General features: G+C 68.5%; 17 protein-coding genes. 10 read left to right on the forward strand and 7 right to left on the reverse strand.

Going from position 1 to position 19599, the window contains the following annotated elements:
• Positions 1–9 precede the first annotated feature (9 nt).
• Together ACPYN5_RS01720 and ACPYN5_RS01725 are read right to left on the reverse strand one after the other, a co-directional pair.
• Positions 10–2001: a DUF6541 family protein gene (locus ACPYN5_RS01720; RefSeq protein WP_424447258.1), complete on the reverse strand. Its 1992-nt coding sequence runs from the start codon at positions 1999–2001 to the stop codon at positions 10–12.
• Between the two features lie 103 nt (positions 2002–2104).
• Positions 2105–4180: a hypothetical protein gene (locus ACPYN5_RS01725; protein WP_424447259.1), complete on the reverse strand. Its 2076-nt coding sequence runs from the start codon at positions 4178–4180 to the stop codon at positions 2105–2107.
• A gap of 92 nt (positions 4181–4272) precedes the next feature.
• Here ACPYN5_RS01725 and rfbA point away from each other — a divergent pair, with 92 nt between their 5' ends.
• From rfbA to ACPYN5_RS01750, 5 genes are read left to right on the forward strand one after another with little or no spacing between them, the layout of a single operon-like run.
• Entirely contained in the window at positions 4273–5142 is an 870-nt protein-coding gene (gene rfbA / locus ACPYN5_RS01730) for a glucose-1-phosphate thymidylyltransferase RfbA (protein ID WP_424447260.1), read from the forward strand.
• Positions 5142–6140 (forward strand): dTDP-glucose 4,6-dehydratase, encoded by a 999-nt coding sequence (gene rfbB, locus ACPYN5_RS01735; RefSeq protein WP_424447261.1) that lies wholly within the window; start codon positions 5142–5144, stop codon positions 6138–6140. The genes rfbA and rfbB overlap by 1 nt, the downstream gene beginning before the upstream one ends.
• 5 nt (positions 6141–6145) lie before the next feature.
• Positions 6146–7570: a sugar nucleotide-binding protein gene (locus tag ACPYN5_RS01740; protein WP_424447262.1), complete on the forward strand. Its 1425-nt coding sequence runs from the start codon at positions 6146–6148 to the stop codon at positions 7568–7570.
• A gap of 3 nt (positions 7571–7573) precedes the next feature.
• Positions 7574–8317 (forward strand): glycosyltransferase family 2 protein, encoded by a 744-nt coding sequence (locus ACPYN5_RS01745; RefSeq protein WP_424447263.1) that lies wholly within the window; start codon positions 7574–7576, stop codon positions 8315–8317.
• On the forward strand, positions 8314–8694 hold the full coding sequence (locus ACPYN5_RS01750) for a DUF2304 domain-containing protein (protein ID WP_424447264.1): 381 nt from the start codon (positions 8314–8316) through the stop codon (positions 8692–8694). Before ACPYN5_RS01745 ends, ACPYN5_RS01750 begins: the two co-directional genes overlap by 4 nt.
• 57 nt (positions 8695–8751) lie before the next feature.
• Here ACPYN5_RS01750 and ACPYN5_RS01755 read toward each other — a convergent pair whose 3' ends face one another.
• Positions 8752–9630 (reverse strand): glycosyltransferase family 2 protein, encoded by an 879-nt coding sequence (locus tag ACPYN5_RS01755; RefSeq protein WP_424447265.1) that lies wholly within the window; start codon positions 9628–9630, stop codon positions 8752–8754.
• 68 nt (positions 9631–9698) lie between these two features.
• Between ACPYN5_RS01755 and ACPYN5_RS01760 the strand changes: the two genes are divergently transcribed.
• Positions 9699–10469, forward strand: a complete 771-nt coding sequence (locus ACPYN5_RS01760; RefSeq protein WP_424447266.1) for a glycosyltransferase family 2 protein — start codon at positions 9699–9701, stop codon at positions 10467–10469.
• Here ACPYN5_RS01760 and ACPYN5_RS01765 read toward each other — a convergent pair.
• Genes ACPYN5_RS01765 through ACPYN5_RS01775 form a run of 3 tightly spaced genes read right to left on the reverse strand, consistent with a single transcriptional unit; the run spans position 10423 to position 13734 of the window.
• Positions 10423–11436 carry a glycosyltransferase gene (locus tag ACPYN5_RS01765; RefSeq protein WP_424447267.1) on the reverse strand — a complete coding sequence of 338 codons (1014 nt, stop codon included), beginning with the start codon at positions 11434–11436 and terminating at the stop codon, positions 10423–10425. The genes ACPYN5_RS01760 and ACPYN5_RS01765 overlap by 47 nt on opposite strands.
• Before the next feature lies 1 nt (position 11437).
• The gene (locus ACPYN5_RS01770) at positions 11438–12679 is read right to left on the reverse strand and encodes a hypothetical protein (protein ID WP_424447268.1); all 1242 of its coding nucleotides are present in this window, start codon (positions 12677–12679) and stop codon (positions 11438–11440) included.
• The gene (locus ACPYN5_RS01775; protein ID WP_424447269.1) at positions 12676–13734 is read right to left on the reverse strand and encodes a hypothetical protein; all 1059 of its coding nucleotides are present in this window, start codon (positions 13732–13734) and stop codon (positions 12676–12678) included. Before ACPYN5_RS01775 ends, ACPYN5_RS01770 begins: the two co-directional genes overlap by 4 nt.
• 195 nt (positions 13735–13929) lie before the next feature.
• Between ACPYN5_RS01775 and glf the strand changes: the two genes are divergently transcribed.
• Genes glf through ACPYN5_RS01795 form a run of 4 tightly spaced genes read left to right on the forward strand, consistent with a single transcriptional unit; the run spans position 13930 to position 18640 of the window.
• Positions 13930–15066: a UDP-galactopyranose mutase gene (gene glf, locus ACPYN5_RS01780; protein WP_424447270.1), complete on the forward strand. Its 1137-nt coding sequence runs from the start codon at positions 13930–13932 to the stop codon at positions 15064–15066.
• Entirely contained in the window at positions 15063–17084 is a 2022-nt protein-coding gene (locus tag ACPYN5_RS01785; RefSeq protein ID WP_424447271.1) for an acyltransferase family protein, read from the forward strand. The genes glf and ACPYN5_RS01785 overlap by 4 nt, the downstream gene beginning before the upstream one ends.
• Positions 17085–17105: 21 nt before the next feature.
• Entirely contained in the window at positions 17106–17897 is a 792-nt protein-coding gene (locus tag ACPYN5_RS01790) for an ABC transporter permease (RefSeq protein ID WP_424447272.1), read from the forward strand.
• Positions 17897–18640 carry an ABC transporter ATP-binding protein gene (locus tag ACPYN5_RS01795; protein ID WP_424447273.1) on the forward strand — a complete coding sequence of 248 codons (744 nt, stop codon included), beginning with the start codon at positions 17897–17899 and terminating at the stop codon, positions 18638–18640. Before ACPYN5_RS01790 ends, ACPYN5_RS01795 begins: the two co-directional genes overlap by 1 nt.
• Here the strand turns inward: ACPYN5_RS01795 and ACPYN5_RS01800 are convergent.
• Positions 18622–19593, reverse strand: coding sequence for a glycosyltransferase (locus ACPYN5_RS01800; RefSeq protein WP_424447274.1), 972 nt, complete (start codon positions 19591–19593; stop codon positions 18622–18624). The two genes, ACPYN5_RS01795 and ACPYN5_RS01800, sit on opposite strands and share 19 nt — an antisense overlap.
• Positions 19594–19599: the final 6 nt, after the last annotated feature.

The following is a 19599-nucleotide window of genomic DNA, read 5'->3' on the forward strand; positions in this document are numbered from 1 at the left end:
GTTGAGCTGTCAGGGCCCCGCATCCGGCTGCGGTACCGGTCCGCATGCCGTCGCCTCGTAGAGCACCGCGTCGCCGACGCGGGCGACCTCGCGGATGCCGGGGGCGTCGAGATCCGTCAGGCCCGGGAGCTCGGCCGGGCGACCCAGTGCGTCGAGACCGGGGAAGGAGAGCGCCCAGTAAGCGTTGAGCTCCTCGACGGCATCGCAGACCTTCGGGTCCCGCCCGACCCGGTCCCACCGGGTGAGCAGCAGGTCCTCCTCGGGACTGCGCAAGCCGAAGATGTGCGGCGCGAGCGGGGTGCGATCGGCATACACATAGACGAGCGAGGCGCCCAGGCCGGGGTCGCCCACGACGACCCCGTCGGCAGGGACGTGAGCGTCGACCTCTTCGAGCAGCTCGCGCTCCTCGGGCGAGATCAGTCGGGCGTCGTCGCTGTAGGTGTAGACGTAACGCACGAGCGACTCCGCCTCGCGCAGCTGGTTGCCCTGCGACAGGGGCACGAAGACGACGGCCAGCGCCGCGCTGACGGCCAGCGCGACGCGTGCCGGACGCCGCAGCGGGCGCCCGCTGCGGCGAGCGAGGCGTGCTGTCAGCGCCGTCCCCGCGTGCACCACCGCGAGGCCGCCGAGGACGGCGAGCGGGATGGTTGCGACCGGCATCAGCGCGGCTATGCGCGGCGTGTCGCGGTACCAGACCCCGGAGAACGCGTCGCGCAACGGGCCGTCGTCGAAACTCGCCACAACGATGTAGAGCGCGCCGCCCGCGAGGTACGCGGCCAGCAGCGGCCACCACCGTCGCGGCGAGCGGACGACCACGATCGCGCCGAGCGCGACGAGGACCGTCACCGCCCAGGTCGGGGCGAGGCCGAGCGGAGCCGATGTGACGACGGCGCCGACCGAGGCGGTCGTGGACTCGACGGCGCTCCACTCCGCGGCTCCGAGGTCGGGACGGGCGATGACGAACGCGGCGATCGTGCCGAGGACGTAGGCGGCACTCACGAGCAAGCGCGGTCGACGCCCGCCGTCGATGCTGTGGAGATCTGCGACGATGCGGGCGACGACGAACGGGACTGCGATCACCGACGCCGCGACGATCGTGCTCGGGTGCGTGAGCGCCATCCCAGCCGACACCGGGACGAGCGCGATGACCGCCGCCCATCGCCGCTGCCCGCGCCGGCTCTCCCGCCCGAACGCCTGGATCAAGAGGGCCACGGCGACGGGGAGCATGGCCGTAGCAGTGATGAGCGGAGCCACAAGCCCCCAGGACATCAGCAGTAGAGGGAAAGCGCCGAAAGCACTGCTGAGCACGCCGGCGAGAAGGATCGGCGCCGGTCGCGAGCCGAAGAGACGCGTGATGAGGAAGATGATCGAGACCGGCCACACCACGGCCGCGATGATGAGGGCCATGGCATTGGCGGCCGTGGGCACCGCGAAATCGCCCAGCTGGACGACGATCGCGGTGAGATCGTGCATCGCGGCCGGATAGAAGCCGCGAGACGCCTCGGTCAGGTTGCCGAGAGTGAGCGAGGACCCCGACTGTGTCTCGGCGATGTGCTTGACGGCATTGAGATGGAAGACGTTGTCGAACAGCTGAGCGATGTTCTCGGGCCCGTCGAACGCCCGGAGGACCCGTCGCCCGATCAGCGCGGCGGGAACCGCGATCGCGGCCGCAAACACGATGGCGCCCATCACGACGCGGGCGCGTGGGGGGTGCGCGCCATCGTCGCGTTTCGGCAGCCGACGGCGCATCACGAGGCGCACGGTCAGCGCCGCGAGCGCGAGCACCAGGGTGGCGATGGCGAAGGTGACCGGAGTGAACGGGATGCCGACCAGTCCGGCGGCGACCGCGATGACCCCGGCGAGCCCGAAGCTCGTCGGCGCGGCGAGTCCCAGCCTGTCGAAACCGCGTGCCCCCGCGGCCGACACGAGCACCGCTCCCGGGAGGAGGACGGTCACGGCGGTCAGGAGGATGACCGGCCAGACTCCGAACCAATCGGACATTCACTTGCTCCCTGCTGTGTTCGGACCGTCGTCGAGGGTATCGCAGGCGACCTGAGAGACTCCGCCTCGGCTGCCTGATCCGGCTGCCGCGGCGGCGGCCCGATCAGTCGATCGCGGCCTTCTCCTCGTACGAGCCCAGGAAGGATGCGGGAAGCTGCTCGACGACGATCGTGCCGGGACCTGCCAGGCTGCGCAGCGTCTCGAGGCTCCGCACGTGCCGGATCGCGGGGCCGTCGGCGACGAAGACGCGGGCATCGCCGAACTGGGCGAAGCTCCCGTCGGAGAGGTGGGGTGCGCCCGCGACCATCGTGGCGATCATGTCCGGCGACCACGAGGCGACCCGGATGGGCTTGCCGTCGGCGAGACGGCGCTGCACGTCCGCATCCCGGACGTGCCGCAGCGTCGTCGTGGAGGCGGTGTAGATGCGCGAGCCGCCCGCGGTGCCGATGAAGACCGGCCCGTCGATGACCTTCGACGACCACGTCAGCGCGGAGCAGATCGAGGTGGGGACCGTGGCGGGCGAGCCGGAGAACGTGCCGGTGACGCGGTTGAGAGCGCCCTCGCCGACCACGCCGGTGCGGTCGCCGCAGCGGAGCATCGGCGCGAGGGTGCCGACGACCCGGTGCGAGCGCAACGTCGTGTCGGGCACCACCGCGCGGGCGCTCAGCCCGGCCTCGGACGCGAGGGCCCAGGACGGCAGGTGCATGAGTTCGTCGCCGTATCCGGCCACGTAGACGGCGGAGGAGCTCGTCTCCTTGACGAGGACGCCCGCGCCGAGGAGCGGCGCGGCCGCGCGGAACGTGTTCACGGTGCCGCGAGGTAGGACCGCGACGTAGTCGCCGAGCGTGCGTCGTTCCTGGTCCCACGCGACCTGGCTGTAGATGTGGCGCCGGGCGCCGGCGTCGTACTTGAAGACCTCGGGGCCGTCGTCGGCACGGAAGAGGTCGCCGACTGCTGCACCGGAACTGTAGGCGTTGAGCTGCGCGGGCGGCAGATCGAGGTAGTTGTCCATGGCGAAGCCGTAGCGCGTCACGAGGCTCGCTGACGTGAAGTGGTGCTTCGTCCCGTCGGCCTGCAGGAGATACATCCGACCGTCGCGCGCATCCCGAGCGAGGCGCGTCATGGCGGCGCCGCGGGGGAGCTGCGCCATGCGTCCGTCGCTGATCACGGCGACCGGGCCGAGGCGGGCGGTCAGGACCGACAGGTCCTCCTGCGACTGCACGTGTCGCCGGACCCCGTTGACGACGACGTAGATCTGCGGCGCCGACGCCGTGCGGACGAGGTTGCCCTGTGCTCCCTGGGTGCTGCCGAACCAGTCGGTGAAGAAGCGGAAGAAGTTGCGGTTGCCGTACGACGAGCAGGTGTCGCCTGTCCCCCCGCCTGCGGCCAGCGCCGCGCGGTTCGGCTGGTAGGGCGTGTAGTAGTAGAGGCCGGCGGTGGCCTTATTCGCGATGTAGACGGGCGAGCTGCCGCAGCCGCTATTCGGGTGGTACAGGATGTTCCAGGTGCGGCCCGGCGCATACCAGGTGAAGTAGCGGCCCTCCGCGTAGATCTGGAACTGTCGCGCGGCCCCGTAAACCTGATTCTGGAAGCCGTGGTAGCGGCTGTCGCAGGCGGCGGTGTCGGGACAGGCCTGACCCATCGCGAACTGATAGTGGCCGCTCCCGGGGTCGGGGCGAGTGACGAGCGTCTGCTCCTTCTGCAGGGTCACGAGCAGGACCTGGGGGTTGATGTTGCACGCGGCGGCGACCTTCGCGATGATGCGGGCCGCACTCTCGCCCACCGCGCCCGAGTAGCCGGCGCAGTAGGAGTCCGCGGCTTTGGTCACGGTGTTCATGCGGTAGTCGCGCAGGCAGGTGTGGCCGGATTTGCACGGCTCGCCGCGCGCGTTGAGGAACGCCTGGATGTCGACCTCACCCATCGTCGTGCGGTCGAAGAAGACCTCGTCGCTGATGATGTTGCTGGGGTTGAAGGTCGACATGTCCACCGCAGTCGAGACCCGGGATGCTGTCGTCGCCCCCGCCGTGGTCGACGTGGTCGCCGTCGCCGTGGTCACGGACGCCGACACGTCGGTGCGGTCTGCCGCGGATGCCACTCCGGGAACGAGCGCGAGGATGAGCGCGAGGACGGTCAGCGCCGCGGCGACGGCCGTGCGGCTGGCTCGGGATTCTGACGACACAGCACCATTGTGTCGCACAGCTGCGAAAACGCCGGGAGCGGCGGGCGGACGCCCTCCCAGGAGCCGGGGGCGCCGTGTGGCACGATTGACGGGTGAAGGGCATCATTCTCGCCGGCGGTTCGGGCACGCGGCTGCATCCGATCACTCTGGGCGTTTCGAAGCAGTTGATCCCGGTGTACGACAAGCCGATGGTCTACTACCCGTTGTCGACGCTGATGCTGGCGGGTATCCGCGACATCTTGATCATCACGACGCCGCATGATGCGCCGTTCTTCGAGCGGCTGCTGGGGGATGGGTCGCAGTTCGGGATCTCGCTGACGTTCGCGCAGCAGCCTTCCCCGGATGGTCTGGCGCAGGCGTTCACGATCGGGGCCGACTTCATCGGCGACGATAAGGTCGCCCTCGTCCTGGGTGACAACCTCCTCTACGGCCCCGGCCTGGGCTCGCAGCTCAAGCGCTACGCCGACATCGACGGTGGCGCGGTGTTCGCGTACTGGGTCGGGGAGCCATCCGCGTACGGTGTGGTCGAGTTCGACGAGGCGGGGAAGGCGGTGTCGTTGGAGGAGAAGCCCGCCCAGCCCAAGAGCAACTACGCGGTGCCGGGTCTGTACTTCTACGACAACGACGTCATCGACATCGCCCGGAACCTCGAGCCCTCCCCGCGTGGGGAGTACGAGATCACCGACATCAACAGCGCCTATCTCGAGCGCGGGAAGCTGCAGGTCGAGGTGCTCCCTCGGGGCACGGCGTGGTTGGACACGGGAACGTTCGATCAGATGACCGACGCCGCCGACTACGTCCGCACGATCGAGCGTCGCACGGGGCTGCGCATCGGTGTTCCCGAGGAGGTCGCGTGGCGGCAGGGGTTCCTCACCGACGACGAGCTGCGTGAGCGGGCGGTGAAGCTGGTGAAGTCCGGGTACGGGACGTACCTGTTGGAGATTTTGGAGAGGGGACGCTGATGGGAACGCTTCTTGTGACCGGCGGTGCCGGGTTCATCGGTTCGAATTTCGTTCACCACGTCATCGAGCACACCGATCATTCGGTGATCGTGCTCGACAAGCTCACCTACGCCGGCAACGCCGCCTCCCTCGCGGGGCTCCCGGAGGATCGGGTGCGTCTGGTCGAGGGTGACATCGCCGACGCGGCACTCGTGGACGACCTGTTCGGTCAGGTCGACGCGGTCGTGCACTACGCCGCGGAGTCGCACAACGACAACTCCCTCCACGACCCGCGTCCGTTCCTGGACACCAACATCATCGGCACGTACACGCTGCTGGAGGCCGCCCGCAAGCACGACAAGCGGTTCCACCACATCTCCACCGACGAGGTCTACGGCGACCTCGAACTCGATGACCCGGCCCGGTTCACCGAGAACACCCCCTACAACCCCTCCTCCCCGTACTCGTCCACGAAGGCCGGTTCAGACCTGCTCGTGCGCGCATGGGTGCGCTCGTTCGGGGTGAAGGCGACGATCAGCAACTGCTCGAACAACTACGGCCCCTACCAGCACGTGGAGAAGTTCATCCCCCGCCAGATCACCAACGTGCTCCGCGGCATCCGCCCCAAGCTCTACGGCAAGGGCGAGAACGTCCGCGACTGGATCCACGCCGACGACCACTCCTCCGCCGTCCTCACGATCCTCGACAAGGGCGTCATCGGCGAGACGTACCTCATCGGCGCCGACGGCGAGAAGGACAACAAGACCGTCGTCGAACTCATCCTCGCCCTCAGCGGCCAGCCCACCGACGCGTACGACCACGTCACCGACCGGGCCGGCCACGACCTCCGCTACGCGATCGACTCCACCAAGCTCCGCACCGAGCTCGGCTGGACCCCGAAGTACCAGGACTTCGAAGCCGGCCTGAATGCCACCATTGACTGGTACCGCGACAACGAGGGCTGGTGGGCACCCGCCAAGGACGGCGTCGAAGCCTTCTACGCCTCAAAGGGACAGTGACGGTCATGTCGATCGAGTTCGGCAAGAAACTCACGGTCACCGAGACGCCCATCCCGGGCCTCGTCGTCCTCGACCTTCCCGTCCACGGCGACTCGCGCGGCTGGTTCAAGGAGAACTGGCAGCGGGAGAAGATGACCGCGGCCGGGATCGATCTGCCCGACTTCGGTCCCGTGCAGAACAACATCTCCTTCAACGACGCCGTCGGCACGACCCGGGGCATCCACGCCGAGCCGTGGGACAAGTACGTCTCCGTCGCCACGGGGCGGATCTTCGGCGCCTGGGTCGATCTCCGCGAGGGGCCCACGTTCGGCGCCGTTTACACCACGGAACTCGACGCCTCCCGCGCGATCTTCGTGCCACGCGGTGTGGGCAACTCGTACCAGACCCTCGAGCCCGACACGGCGTACACCTACCTCGTCAACGACCACTGGTCACCCGACGCGACCTACACATTCCTGAACCTCGCCGACGAGACGGCGGCCGTCGACTGGCCGATCCCGCTCGATCGGGTCGAGATCAGCGAGAAGGACAAGAACCACCCTCGACTGTCGGATGTCGTCCCGATGCCACCCCAGCGCATCCTCGTGACCGGTGCGAACGGGCAGCTCGGCCGTGCGCTTCGTGCCGAATTCGGTGACCATCCGTGGATGGAGTACGCCGGACGGGACGAACTCGACCTCACCTCGCCCGACCTCGCCTCGGCTCGTCGCTGGCGGGATTACAGCACGATCATCAACGCGGCCGCGTACACGAAGGTCGACCTCGCCGAGACGCCCGAGGGTCGCGTGGATGCGTGGGCCGCGAACGTCACCGCGGTGGCTGCGCTCGCGCGCATCGCGACCGCGAACGGCATCACCCTTGTGCATGTCTCGAGCGACTACGTGTTCGATGGAACGAAGGATGGCGCCTACAGCGAGGACGACCCGGTGTCGCCGCTCGGCGTCTACGGCCAGACGAAGGCCGCAGGGGATGCCGTCGTCTCCGTCGTTCCCCGGCACTACATCGTCCGCACCAGCTGGGTCATCGGCGACGGCAACAACTTCGTCCGCACGATGGCGTCGCTCGCTGAACGCGGCATCGATCCGAAGGTCGTCGACGACCAGATCGGGCGCCTGACGTTCACCGACGACATCGCCCGCGGCATCCGTCACCTCCTCGAGACGCACGCCGAGTCCGGGGTCTACAACCTCACCGGATCGGGGGAAGCCCGAACCTGGGATCGGGTAGCCGCCCGCGTGTTCGAGCTGAGCGGCCAGGAGGCTTCGCGCGTCTCGCCCGTGAGCACGGACGAGTACTTCGCCGCAGCGGAAGGTCCGGTGGCGCCGCGCCCGCGGAGCAGCGTGCTCGCGCTCGACAAGCTCGGGCGAGCCGGGTTGGTGACAGCGGACTTCGGCGACCACCTCGCGACGTACGTCGCCCCGGAGCGCTGAGAGATGCCGGCGGTATCACCCGAGCGCGTCGCGGTCCTCGTGCCGGCGTGGAACGAAGCCCAAGGCATTGCGGTCACGATCCGCGAGATCCAGGCGGCCAGCTCGAACTATGACGTCATCGTCATCGACGACGGCTCGCTCGACGCGACGGAGAGCGTGGCCCGGGATGCGGGAGCCGTCGTGCTGCCGCTGTCGTTCAACCTCGGCGTGGGCGGAGCCATGCGCACCGGATTCACCTACGCCCAGCGACGGGGGTACCGCAGAGCCATCCAGGTCGACGCCGACGGTCAGCACAATCCGAGCGAGATCGAGTCGGTCCTGTCGGGTCTGGAGCACGCGGACATCTCGATCGGCGCCCGCTTCGCGGAGGTCGGCGACTACTCGGTGCGCGGTCCCCGCCGGTGGGCCATGGTGGCTCTGGCCGGTGTGCTCTCGCGTGTCGCCAAGGTGCGACTGACGGATGTCACGAGCGGCTTCCGTGCCGCTGGAGAGCGCGCGATCGCGCAGTACGTGCTGTACTACCCGGCCGAGTACCTGGGGGACACCATCGACTCGCTCGTCGCCGCGGTACACGCGGGGCTGCGCGTCACGCAGGTTCCTGTCGCGATGCGACCCCGCCAGCACGGGACGCCGAGCCAGGGGGCGCTCGGATCGACGATCTACCTGTTCCGGTCGGTCTTCGCGCTCGCGCTCGCCATCGTCCGTCCCAAACCCCGAGCCTTCCGCGAGAGAGGAACCCAGCCGTGATCGTGGTCCTGGGCGTTGTGTTCTCACTGGCGCTCCTCGCGATCGTCATCCGATTGCTCATCCTGAGACGGATCCGCGAGAAGTACGCGGTGCTCTGGCTGGTGCTCGGGGTGATCGTCCTCGTGCTCGGGGTCTTCCCCGGAGTCCTGGAGGCCGCGACCGATGCGCTCGGCGTGGAACTGCCGGTCAACCTGCTCTTCGCGACCGCGCTCGCTGTGCTGCTCGGCGTCGCCTTGCATCTCTCGTGGGAGTTGTCGATGAGTGAGGACGAGACCAGGCGTCTCGCTGAGGACGTCGCGATTCTCAGCGCACGGCTCGACGCGCTCGAGTCCGATCAGCGGAGCGATCCGCCACGGCGGTCCGGCGCGCCGGAATGACGAATGCGGTGACCCGGTCGACGACCCGGTCACCGCATCCGTGAGCGTCGTCGCGCGTCAGCGCAGCAGATGGCGCAGCAGTGCCGACGGCGAGCCGGCATCCTTGCGCACCGCGCGGGGGAGCAGCGAGGCGGCGTTGAGCCGCGAGGTCAGGTGGAGCCGGGCCGTACGGGCGGCCCGACGCCACCCGAGCGCGTCGAAGCTCGCCGCCTCATCGAGGAAGAACCGACGCTCCTCGTCGAAGCGCCGGCCGTCGAGAGCGCGCACCGACGAATCGGACTGGGAGTGGCGCCGGTACTCGAACACGACCTCCGGGAGGACCGCCATGGTCCCGCCGGCCTTGATGATGTCGAGGATGAGCGCGAGGTCCTGGACGACGTCGAGCCCGTTCCGGAAGCCGATGCTGCGGACGCGCTCGGTGCGCCAAGCGAGGGAGGGGAAGTACGCCCAGTCTCCGCGCATGAGGCTCGCGGCGACGGGTTCGCCCGCGAGAGCCCCCCCGCCCGTCGGGACGCGCGGGGCGAGGACCGCCTTCACGCGGTCCACCAACGGCTGGACGATCCGGCCGTGCTCGTCGATCACGCGCACACCGGGCTGGATGATGTCGGCGGGAAAGCGGCCGATCGCGGCGACGACGGCGTCGAGGTAATCGGGCAGCATGACGTCGTCGGCGCCCATCATGACGAACCACTCCGCCTCGACGAGCTCGACCGCCTTGCGGTAGTTGCCGTTCGCCCCGAGGTTCTGCTCGTTGCGCAGGTAGGTCACCCGTGGATCGTCGAGGGACGCGAACCACCGCTGCGGCTCCGGGTCGGGGTAGCCGTCGTCGAGCACTACGAGGCGGAAGTCCTTGTAGGTCTGCTGCAGGACGCTCCGTGCCGCCAGCTTCATCTGGTCCACGTCGCCGTAGTAGGGCAGCATGACATCGATCTTCAAGGGCACAGGGGATCTCCAAGCCGGGGCAGCGGTCGACTAATATCCTAGTTCGTGAACGGAGGTCACCCATGTCCAGTCAGGCCGCCTCTCGCGCGGTGACGGTCTCCGTATGCATGGCGACGTACAACGGCGAGAAGTACGTCCGCGAGCAGATCGAGTCGATCCTGCCCCAGCTCGGTCCCCACGACGAGCTGGTGATCGTCGACGACGCGTCGCGCGACGGCACCGTAGCCATCATCCGCGCCTTGGACGATCCGCGGATCGTCATCCACGAGTCGTCGCAGAACCAGGGGTACGTCCGAGCGTTCGAGCAGGCGATCGCCGCAGCGCGGGGCGAGGTGATCTTCCTCAGCGACCAGGACGACATCTGGCGTCCCGGTCGGGTGGACCGCATGGTGGCCGCCCTGAGCGACTCGCTTCTCGTAGTGACGAACTTCGCGGCCTTCGGCGGCGCACTGACCCCGGTCCAGTCGCGGCGGCTGCGCGGGACGACGCCCCGTCGCTGGCTCGCCAACATCTTCTGGGTCTGGACGGGCCTGCGTCCCTACTACGGGTGCTGCATGGCTTTCCGCCGTGAGCTCGTGGATCAACTGCTCCCGTTCCCCTCGTACGTCACCGAGACGCACGATCAATGGGTCGGGTACGTGGGCAATGCCAACCGTGGCGTCGTGCACCTGGCCGAAGACACGATCGACCGCCGAGTGCACGGCTCAAACGCGTCGGCACGCGGCAATCGCCCGGTGCGCGTCGTGCTGGGCGCACGCAGGACGATGGCGCTCGCCGCGGTCGAGGCTATGCGTCGCGTACGACGGCGCGGTCGGATTCGCGTCGGATCCTGACGAGCGCGCCGGCGACGCCGCCCGCGAGGTACTCGAGGGCGGAGCGGTGCGAGACGTGGCCGCGTCGGGCCATGCCGATGACGGTGCGGGCGGTGCGCACGCCGCTGCGGCCCGCACCATAGAGGCGTAGCGCTCGTTCCGCTGTGGGGTTCCCGGGCAGGCGCGTCGCCAGCGCCTCGGCCATCGTCTCGCGCCATCCGACGCCGACCCGATAGGTCGCGCGCAGGATGCCCGCCACACCGTCCGTGCCTTCGAATCGCCGAGCGATCGAACGGGCGGTGCCGACCGAACGGCGCAGCGAGATGCCGCCGGTCGACTCACCGATGACGTTGTTGCCGTGCTGCACGTAGTCCTGGACGACCTCGTCGACCACGCGGGCCCCGCCGATCGCCGCTCCGCAGACCGCGAGCCAATGGTCATGCACTTCTGCCGGTGTCGACAGGCGCGGGAACGGCAGTGCGACGTCCAGCACATCACGGCGGAACACCATCTGACCGCCGGTGAATTGGTTGTCGAGGAAGAACGCGAGGGGAGCGACGTCCTTGCGCCCGGTCGTCGGCGCGATCACACGCCCCTCAGGGTAGGTCACGACGCGCGCCTGACCCGCCACTACCGCGGCGTGCTCGAGGTGGGGGACCAGGGTCGCGAGCTTCGTGGGGTACCAGTAATCGTCCTGATCGGACAGTGCGATCCAGGCCGCATCCGCGGGCACCGCGGTCACTCCTCGTTCGAAGTTGCCATAGAAGCCGGACCGATCCTCGAAGCCGATCACGCGGAAGCGCTCGTCGTCGCCGACGATCTCGCGGACCAGCGTCTCGACGACCGCGGGCTCGCCGTCCGCGGTCACGATGCAGCCGAAACCTTCTAGCGTCTGCGCCTGGATCGACAGCAACTGCCGGCGGAACAGCTCGGGGTCGGGCCGGTAGGCGGCCAGAACGACGTAGCCGCGGGGTGCGTCGGATGCCATGTCAGTCCCTTTCGTCGTTCATACGCACATCGGATGCCGCGCGGTCGGCGCGGCGAACGATGAGATAGCCCCACACCTGCACCGCCACAACGAGGAATTCGGAGAGGGCGAAGGCCGCCGCGGCTCCCGGCGCGCCGCCCACCGCGGTCCCGAGCACGATCAACGGCACGCCGATCGCGGCTCCGACGAACGTGCTCCGCGTGACCCAGCGGATCGCCCCCAGCGGTGTCAGCAGGAGGCGGCCGAACGCCGAGTTCACCGCGATCGCGAAGAACGTCGCGCCGATGCCTGCGGAGGTGAGAGCATCGATCGCGACTCGCTGCCCGAAGACGAGCGCCGTCGCCCAGGGGCCGAGCACGCCGATGCCGAGGGCGCCGACGATGCCGATGCCGCCCAGGATGTACGTGCCGCGCCATCCCCGGGCCCGGATGACCGCTCGGTCGGAATCCTCGGACACCCAGCCCTGAACGGCGTTCGTCGCGGCGACAATGGCGGTGAGAGCCGCCTTGAGCACCTTGTCTGCCACCACGTAGACCGCGACCACCGTGGTCGTGCCGGCGATCGAAACGATGGCGACCGTGCCGGCGCTGTAGACGCCTGCCGCGACGACCGCGAGCGCGGGCTGAATGTCGTCGCGCAGCGATCGGATGCCGGCGCGCACGGCGCCCCGGGGCGGTCTCGCGGCACGCCGGGCGCAGAACCACGCGATGCCTCCGAGCGTCACGGTCAGCATCAGCACCGGGTACCAGATCACCGGCGCGCCGGCGAGGACGAGCGCCGCCGAGAGCAGGGCCCCGGCGAGGCGGGGGAGCAGGTCGTAGAGCGCGATGGCCCGTGGCTCGCTGCGGCCGATGAGGAACCAGGATGGCGAGAGGCCGGCGACGCCGACTGCCGCCATCGCCGCCACCGCGAGGCCGGCAGAGCCGCCGGGCGCGAGCAGGGCGGTGAGCAGAGCCGCCGGTACCGCGGCGATGACTGCGACGAGGCTCCGCGACACGAGGCTCATCGTGAACAGCTCCCGTGCCCGCGAGTCCTCCAGCGCGGCGACGCGCGAGGGACCCACGAGCGGCCACCCGTAACCGATGACGAGCGCGAGCACGGCGCCGACGGATTCCCCGATGCCCACCGCCGCCCAGGCGGACTCCTCTCCGCGCGAGATCACCGGGAGGATCACGAACGGGATCGCCAGCGAGAGGAACGGCAGGAGCGCGAGCCCCCCGAAGCGCCTGACGGCAGCGATCATCGTGCCGGGAGGATCGGGGTGTCGTCCGCCCAGCGTCCGCCGAGAAGCACTGCCGCGACCTCGCCGTCGAAGCGGTCGCGGTCCCCGTCGATCCATCGCCGGTACTCGGACTGCTGGGCAGCCGCCTCCGCCGGAGCGGCGAGGACGGCGTCGAGCGCGGCCGCGGCATCGGCGGCGAACGCGTCGGTCACCGCGACCTTGTGCTGCCACGGGAGCGGGGTGTCGGCCCAGAACGCCCCGGCACCGCGCCGGGCGACGACGGAGACCGCACCGAGAAGGGCGGCCTCTCGCGGCATCCGGTCGCGGCCTGGGTGGAACCCGGGATCAAAGTACGCCGCCGACGAGTGCAGCGCGTGGGCCACACCCTCGGGCGACATGCCGGTGAGAGGGACCCATTCGACGTCCGCAAGATGCGGTCCGAGAAGGCCCGGCACCCAGCTCGCCTTTTTCGGGTTGAAAGCGACAGCGCGCCGCCGCTCGGTGGCCGTGCTCCGTTCGGCGTCGATGATCGGGCGGGGGATGTAGTCGCTCACCAGCGCGGCATCGACGTCCGCCTCGATGCGCAGGAAGCTGCGGGCGTACTCGGATTGCGCGAGGTGGTGCATCGAGCGCAGCTCACGGCGGCGGAAGCTGCGCGCGAGCAGGTGCCGGTAGGTGGATGCGAGACGGTTCGGCTCCCACGCCCGATGCGGCACGCCGATGCGTCGGGCGAAGGCGCGGTCGGCGTATTCCTGCCGCGAGTAGAAGGGCACCGAGTAGTCGATGCTCAACCACCAGCACGCCGTGCCGGCGTGCCTCAGTGCCGACAACCGGTGCACGGCGCTCTCGGGGGCGATCACGAGCGAGTCGGGGCGATCGACGATCGCCGCCTCGGGGGCGTCGTAGTGCTCGTAGGCGGACACCCGGGGTGCCTGGCGGGTCGACTCGAGAGGCACCAGAGACGCATCGGCGCCCTGTCGTCGCAGCGAGTCCACGAGCTGATGGAGGGCCTCGGGGCCTCCCGTTCGCTGCCCCCGCGGGTAGAGAACGAAGATACGTTCGTATACGCGTTGCATCACGGCCTTCTTGGGGTCACTTCGAGCGGGCGTCGGTCGATCCTATCGCGGGCCATGTTGCGGGCATGCCCCGGGGCTGTCGGCTTTCATCCACCGATGCCTGAGTAGAATCGCGGGGTTGTGTTCCGCCCGCGTCGGCGGCGCCGGGCTGACGAATCCGCCCCGCGGCCGTTCGCGCACACAGAAAGTGCTCTCATGGATCTCCTCATCGTCGGCTCCGGCTTCTTCGGCCTCACCATCGCGGAGCGCGCTGCTGCCGCGGGCCGTAAGGTCACGGTCATCGACCGGCGCCACCACATCGGCGGAAACGCGTACACCGAGAACGAGCCCACCACGGGGATCGAGGTGCACAAGTACGGTGCGCACCTCTTCCACACCTCCAACGCGACCGTGTGGGAGTACGTCAATCGCTTCACGCAGTTCACGAGCTACGTCCACCGCGTGTACACCACCCACAAGGGCGTCGTGTATCCGCTGCCCATCAACCTCGGCACCATCAACCAGTTCTTCCAGGCTGCGTACACGCCCGGCGAGGCGCGCGAGCTGATCCAGGAGTTGGCGGGGGAGTTCGACCCGAAGCAGGCGCAGAACCTCGAGGAGCGCGCGATCGGCCTGATCGGGCGTCCGCTCTATGAGGCGTTCATCCGCGACTACACCGCGAAGCAGTGGCAGACCGACCCGAAGGAACTGCCGGCCGAGATCATCTCGCGGCTCCCGGTGCGCTACACCTACGACAACCGCTACTTCAACGACACCTGGGAAGGCCTGCCGGTCGACGGCTACACCGCGTGGCTCGAGCGTATGGCCGACCACCCCAACATCGACGTGAAGCTGAACACCGACTTCTTCGACGAGTCGCAGCCGCTGAACAAGAAGGCGACCGTCGGCCAGGTGCCGATCGTCTACACGGGCCCGGTCGACCGCTACTTCGACTACACCGCGGGTGAGCTCTCGTGGCGCACGCTCGACTTCGAGCAGGACGTCCTCGACATCCCCGACTTCCAGGGCACCAGCGTCATGAACTACGCCGACGCCGACGCGCCCTACACGCGCATCCACGAGTTCAAGCACTTCCACCCCGAGCGCGCCGATCGGTACCCGACCGACAAGACCGTCATCGTCCGGGAGTACTCCCGCTTCGCGACCCGCGCCGACGAGCCGTACTACCCGGTCAACACCCCCGATGACCGGCAGGGTCTGCTGGCTTACCGCGACTTGACCAAGGGTGAGCAGGACGTCCACTTCGGCGGGCGTCTGGGCACATACCAGTACCTCGACATGCACATGGCCATTGGCTCCGCGCTGTCGATGTGGAACAACACGCTGGTGTGACCAAGCTCGAGCTCCCGCGGCGCCACCGCCGACGGACCGCTCCGGCCGAGTGGCGCGCAGACATCGACGGTCTGCGCGCCTTCGCGATCGTCCTCGTCGTCGTGTATCACGTCTGGCTGGGGCGCGTGTCCGGCGGAGTCGACGTCTTCCTCCTGATCTCCGCGTACTTCCTCACCGCATCATTCCTGCGGCAGTCGGGCACTCTTCGTCCGACGGATCTGCTCGACTTCTGGGCGCGGCGATTCGCGAGGCTGGTCCCCGCGGCCGCCGCCACGCTCTTCGCTGTCCTCGGCTTCGCGGCGGCGTTCCTCCCCGGCTCGCAGCTGCAGTCGATCTGGAGCCAATCGTGGGCCTCGCTGTTCTACGTGCAGAACCGTGAGCTGGCCGCCGAAGCGGTGGACTACTACGCCCGTACCGAGACCTTTCCGAGTCTCCTGCAGCACTTCTGGTCGCTGTCGGTGCAGGGCCAGGTGTTCGTGATCTGGCCCGTCCTCATCCTGGGGGCCGTCCTTGTCTCACGAGCGCTCGGCAGATCTGTGCGCAGCATCCTCACCATCATGTTCAGCGTCATCTTCGCGATGTCGCTGGCCTACTCCGTTGCGCTGACTTCAGCAGATCAGCAGGTGGCGTACTTCAGCACTCCGGCGCGTCTGTGGGAATTCGCGCTGGGTTCCCTGGCTGCACTGCTCCTTCCCTCGGTCACCCTGTCCCGCCGCTGGTCAGCGGTCCTCGGCTGGACGGGCATCGTCTCCTTGGTGGCATGCGGCGTGGTGCTCGACGTCGGCGCGGGATTCCCGGGGTTCGCCGCACTCTGGCCGACCATCGCGGCCGTGATGATCGTCCTGGCCGGAAACAGCGGCCGATCGGATTCCTCCTCGTACCGCTTCCTCGCATCGCGTCCGCTCGCAGTGGTCGGAAGGCGCGCGTATGCGCTCTACCTCGTGCATTGGCCGATCCTCGTGGGCTACATGACCCTGACGGACTCAACCGACGTCGGCCTGCTCGGTGGGGTCCTGGTCATCGCCGTGTCCCTCGTTGCGGCCGCGGTCGTGCAACGCGCCGTCGAGCTGCCCGTCGGCCGCCTCATCGGAGGTGTGCGGCGCAACGTCGGGATCGTAGCGGCATCCCTGCTCGTCGTGGTGGTTCCCCTCGGGTCGTGGCAGGCAGCCGATCAGCTGCGCAGCGCGGCTGCCGGCCCCGAGAGCAACCCCGGCGCCGCGGTCACCATGCCCTGGGTGGCCGCACGAGCACTTCCCGATGCGCCGGTCGTGCCTTCCAGCACGCAGATCGACTCGGACTGGGTCGGACTCGACCGCGTCTGTTCCGGCGCGTTCCGCCCCGCGGCTGCAAACCTCGCAGCTTCCTGCCAGCAGACCGTTCCCATCGCAGGAGCGCCGACGATGATCGTGGTGGGCGACTCCCACACGCAGCAGTGGCTGGGCGCCTTGCTTCCGATCCTGCGAGAAGAGCGCTGGAATGTCGTGGCGGTACTCAAGGGCGCTTGTTCTTTCGCGCCGGACGAGGACGCGGATGCCGAGTGCGCGGTCTGGCGCGAGGAAGCGGAGACATTCGCTGTGACGCAGCAGGCGGATGTCGTGATGCTGACGGGAAGCAAAGCCGCACCGATGAGCACCGACGAGCGCATCCCTTCGGGCATCGAGCGGCGCATCGAGGCCATCGTCGACGCGGGCTCTCAGGTGCTGCTCGTACGTGACAATCCGCGATTCGATTTCGATATGTATCGGTGCTGGGAGGCGGAAGTCGACGAGAGCGACTGTGAGGTTCCGGTCTCCGACGTCCTAGCCGAGCAGAATCCCGCCTCGGCGCTGGCGCAGGATGGCAGGGTCTACCCGTTGGATCTCTCCGAGTACGTCTGCCCAGACGGGATGTGCACGCCGGTGGTCGGCAACGTGGCCGTGTTCCTCGACGACAACCACCTGACCGCGACGTACGCGCGAACACTCGCCCCAGCGGCCGTCGCGGCGCTCCGCGAGATGCCGGGCATTCCGCTTGGCTGACAGCGTTCTAGGATCGAACCCGTGAGTCCCGCCGTCGTCGGCGCCCCCGGATCGCCGCGGCGCTATCTCCACTCGCTGTGGTTGCTGTCGGCGCGCGACCTGCGGGTGCGGTACTCGACGAGCGCTCTCGGGTATCTCTGGTCCGTGCTCGACCCCCTCGTGATGAGCGGGATCTACTGGTTCGTCTTCACGCAGGTGTTCCACCGCGACGTCGGCGAGAGCCCGTACATCGTCTTCCTCATCACGGCACTGCTCCCGTGGGTGTGGTTCAACTCGGCGGTGACCGATTTCACCCGGGCCTTCAACAAGGATGCGCGGCTCGTCCGGTCGACGTCGATTCCGCGGTCCATCTGGGTCGGCCGCATCGTGCTGAGCAAGGGGATCGAGTTCCTCTTCTCGCTCCCGGTGCTCGCCGTGTTCGCCGGCTTCGGCGGCGCGACGGTGAACTGGGGGCTCCTGCTCTTCCCTGTCGCCGTTCTCCTCCAGGTCATCCTGTTGCTGGGACTCGGGTTGATCGTCGCGCCGCTGTGCGTCCTGTGGGGCGACCTCGAGCGCACCACCCGGCTCGTGTTGCGCGCGCTCTTCTACGCGTCGCCGATCATCTACGGTGTCGCGGACCTCCCGGGCGTCTTCAAGGAACTCGGGGCCTTCAACCCGCTGGCAGGAATCTTCACGCTTTATCGCGTTGGTTTCTTCCCCGACCAGTGGGACACGCTGTCGGTGATCGTCGGAGCGGCTACCAGCATCCTCGTCCTGTGGCTCGGACTCTTGGTCTTCTCGCGCCTCGAGCGCTCGGTGCTGAAGGAGCTGTGATGACCGGACTCGCGATCGAGGTGCGCGACCTCGGCGTTCGCTTCCGTCGCAACAGGCGGGGTCGACGCAACCTCAAAGACTTTTTCGGTGGAGCTTCGCGCCGCAGTCGGCCCGGCGAGTTCTGGGCGCTCCGCAACGTGTCGTTCTCCGTCGAACCGGGCGAGTCGATCGGTGTCGTCGGGCGCAACGGTCAGGGCAAGTCCACCCTCCTCAAGCTCGTCGCCGGCGTCTTGCTCTCGGACGAGGGGAACGTCGTCGTACACGGCGGTGTCGCGCCGTTGATCGAGATAACGGGCGGCTTCGTCGGCGACCTCACGGTCCGCGAGAATGTGCGGCTGACCGCGGGGCTGCACGGGATGTCGAAAGCGGAGGTCAACCGTCGATTCGACGACATCATCGATTTCGCCGAGATCGGCGACTTCGTCGACACCCCTTACAAGCACCTCTCGAACGGCATGAAGGTGCGCCTGGCGTTCTCGGTGGTGTCGCAGCTCGACGAGCCCATCCTGCTCGTCGACGAGGTGCTCGCTGTCGGCGACCGCGCCTTCCGCGCCAAGTGCTACAAGAGGATCGACGAGCTGCTCGCGGAGGGCCGCACGCTCTTCTTCGTCAGCCACAACGAGAAGGATCTTCGGCGCTTCTGCCGGCGCGGGCTATACCTCGACAAGGGCGCCCTCGTCGTCGACGGGCCGATCGGAGAGGTCCTCGACCGGTACAACGCGGACTACAACGGGGCGGTCTGATCGGTCAGCGCCGGCATGGGCTGCCATGACCGGTCGCGAGCGATGCGCCGGCCGTCGCGCAGGCCGCGGAGGAGGTTCGAGGTGCCGCGCACGGTGCGTTCGACGAGCAGGAGTCGGATGAGCTCTTTGCCGAACGTCAGCGTCGTCCCCAGGCCGAACAGCACCGGGTTGTACACGCCCTTCGTGCGGTAGTACTGCTTGATGTGCGCGCGGTTGCGCATGATGTAGTAGCGGTAGGCGTCGCTCGAGGCGTTCATGTGGCGGATGCCCATGTCCCACTGGCGGATCTCGCGCGTACGCCGCAGCACGAATTCGTCGACGATGACCGACGTCGTGATGCGCGAGGCGAGCCAGCCGTAGAGCTGATCGTCCCAGTAGATGAAGAACCGCGGGTCGGGCAGGCCGATCCGCGCGACGATGTCGCGGTGGATGAACATGCCCTCGAAGCAGCCGGAGTTCATCTCCTTGTAGCCCGCTTCGCCGAATCCGGCGGGGGCGAAGGGAATGGGGATGCCCATCCGCTCGGCGATGCGGTACTGCCAGTAGAACTCGCTGCCGTCGTAGTCGTACCGGCGGCCCTGGATGCTGCGGAACCGCGGCGCCCAGCGGCCCATCCTGGCGAGTCCGTCGGGCAGCACCTCGACGTCGTCGTCCATGAGCCAGATCCACTCGGACCCCGACTCGTAGGCCACGCGCACACCCTCGCTGAAACCGCCGGATCCGCCGGTGTTGGTTTCGAGCCGTCGGTAGACGAGCTCGGTGCCCAACCGGTCGCGGAACGACTCGACGACTGCGGTGGTGTCATCGGTCGAGGCGTTGTCGATGATCACCACGCGCCCCGGCTTCGGGTCCATCCCCACGATGCTCTCGAGCAGCCGCGACAGGAGCGCGGAGCGGTTGAAAGTGACGATGGCGATGGCCGCCGATGTCGGGTCGAAAACCTGCGCGCTCACCGGCCC

It is taken from the genome of Microbacterium arborescens, assembly GCF_049707515.1.
In the GTDB taxonomy this organism is placed as follows: Bacteria; Actinomycetota; Actinomycetes; order Actinomycetales; family Microbacteriaceae; genus Microbacterium; species Microbacterium arborescens_B.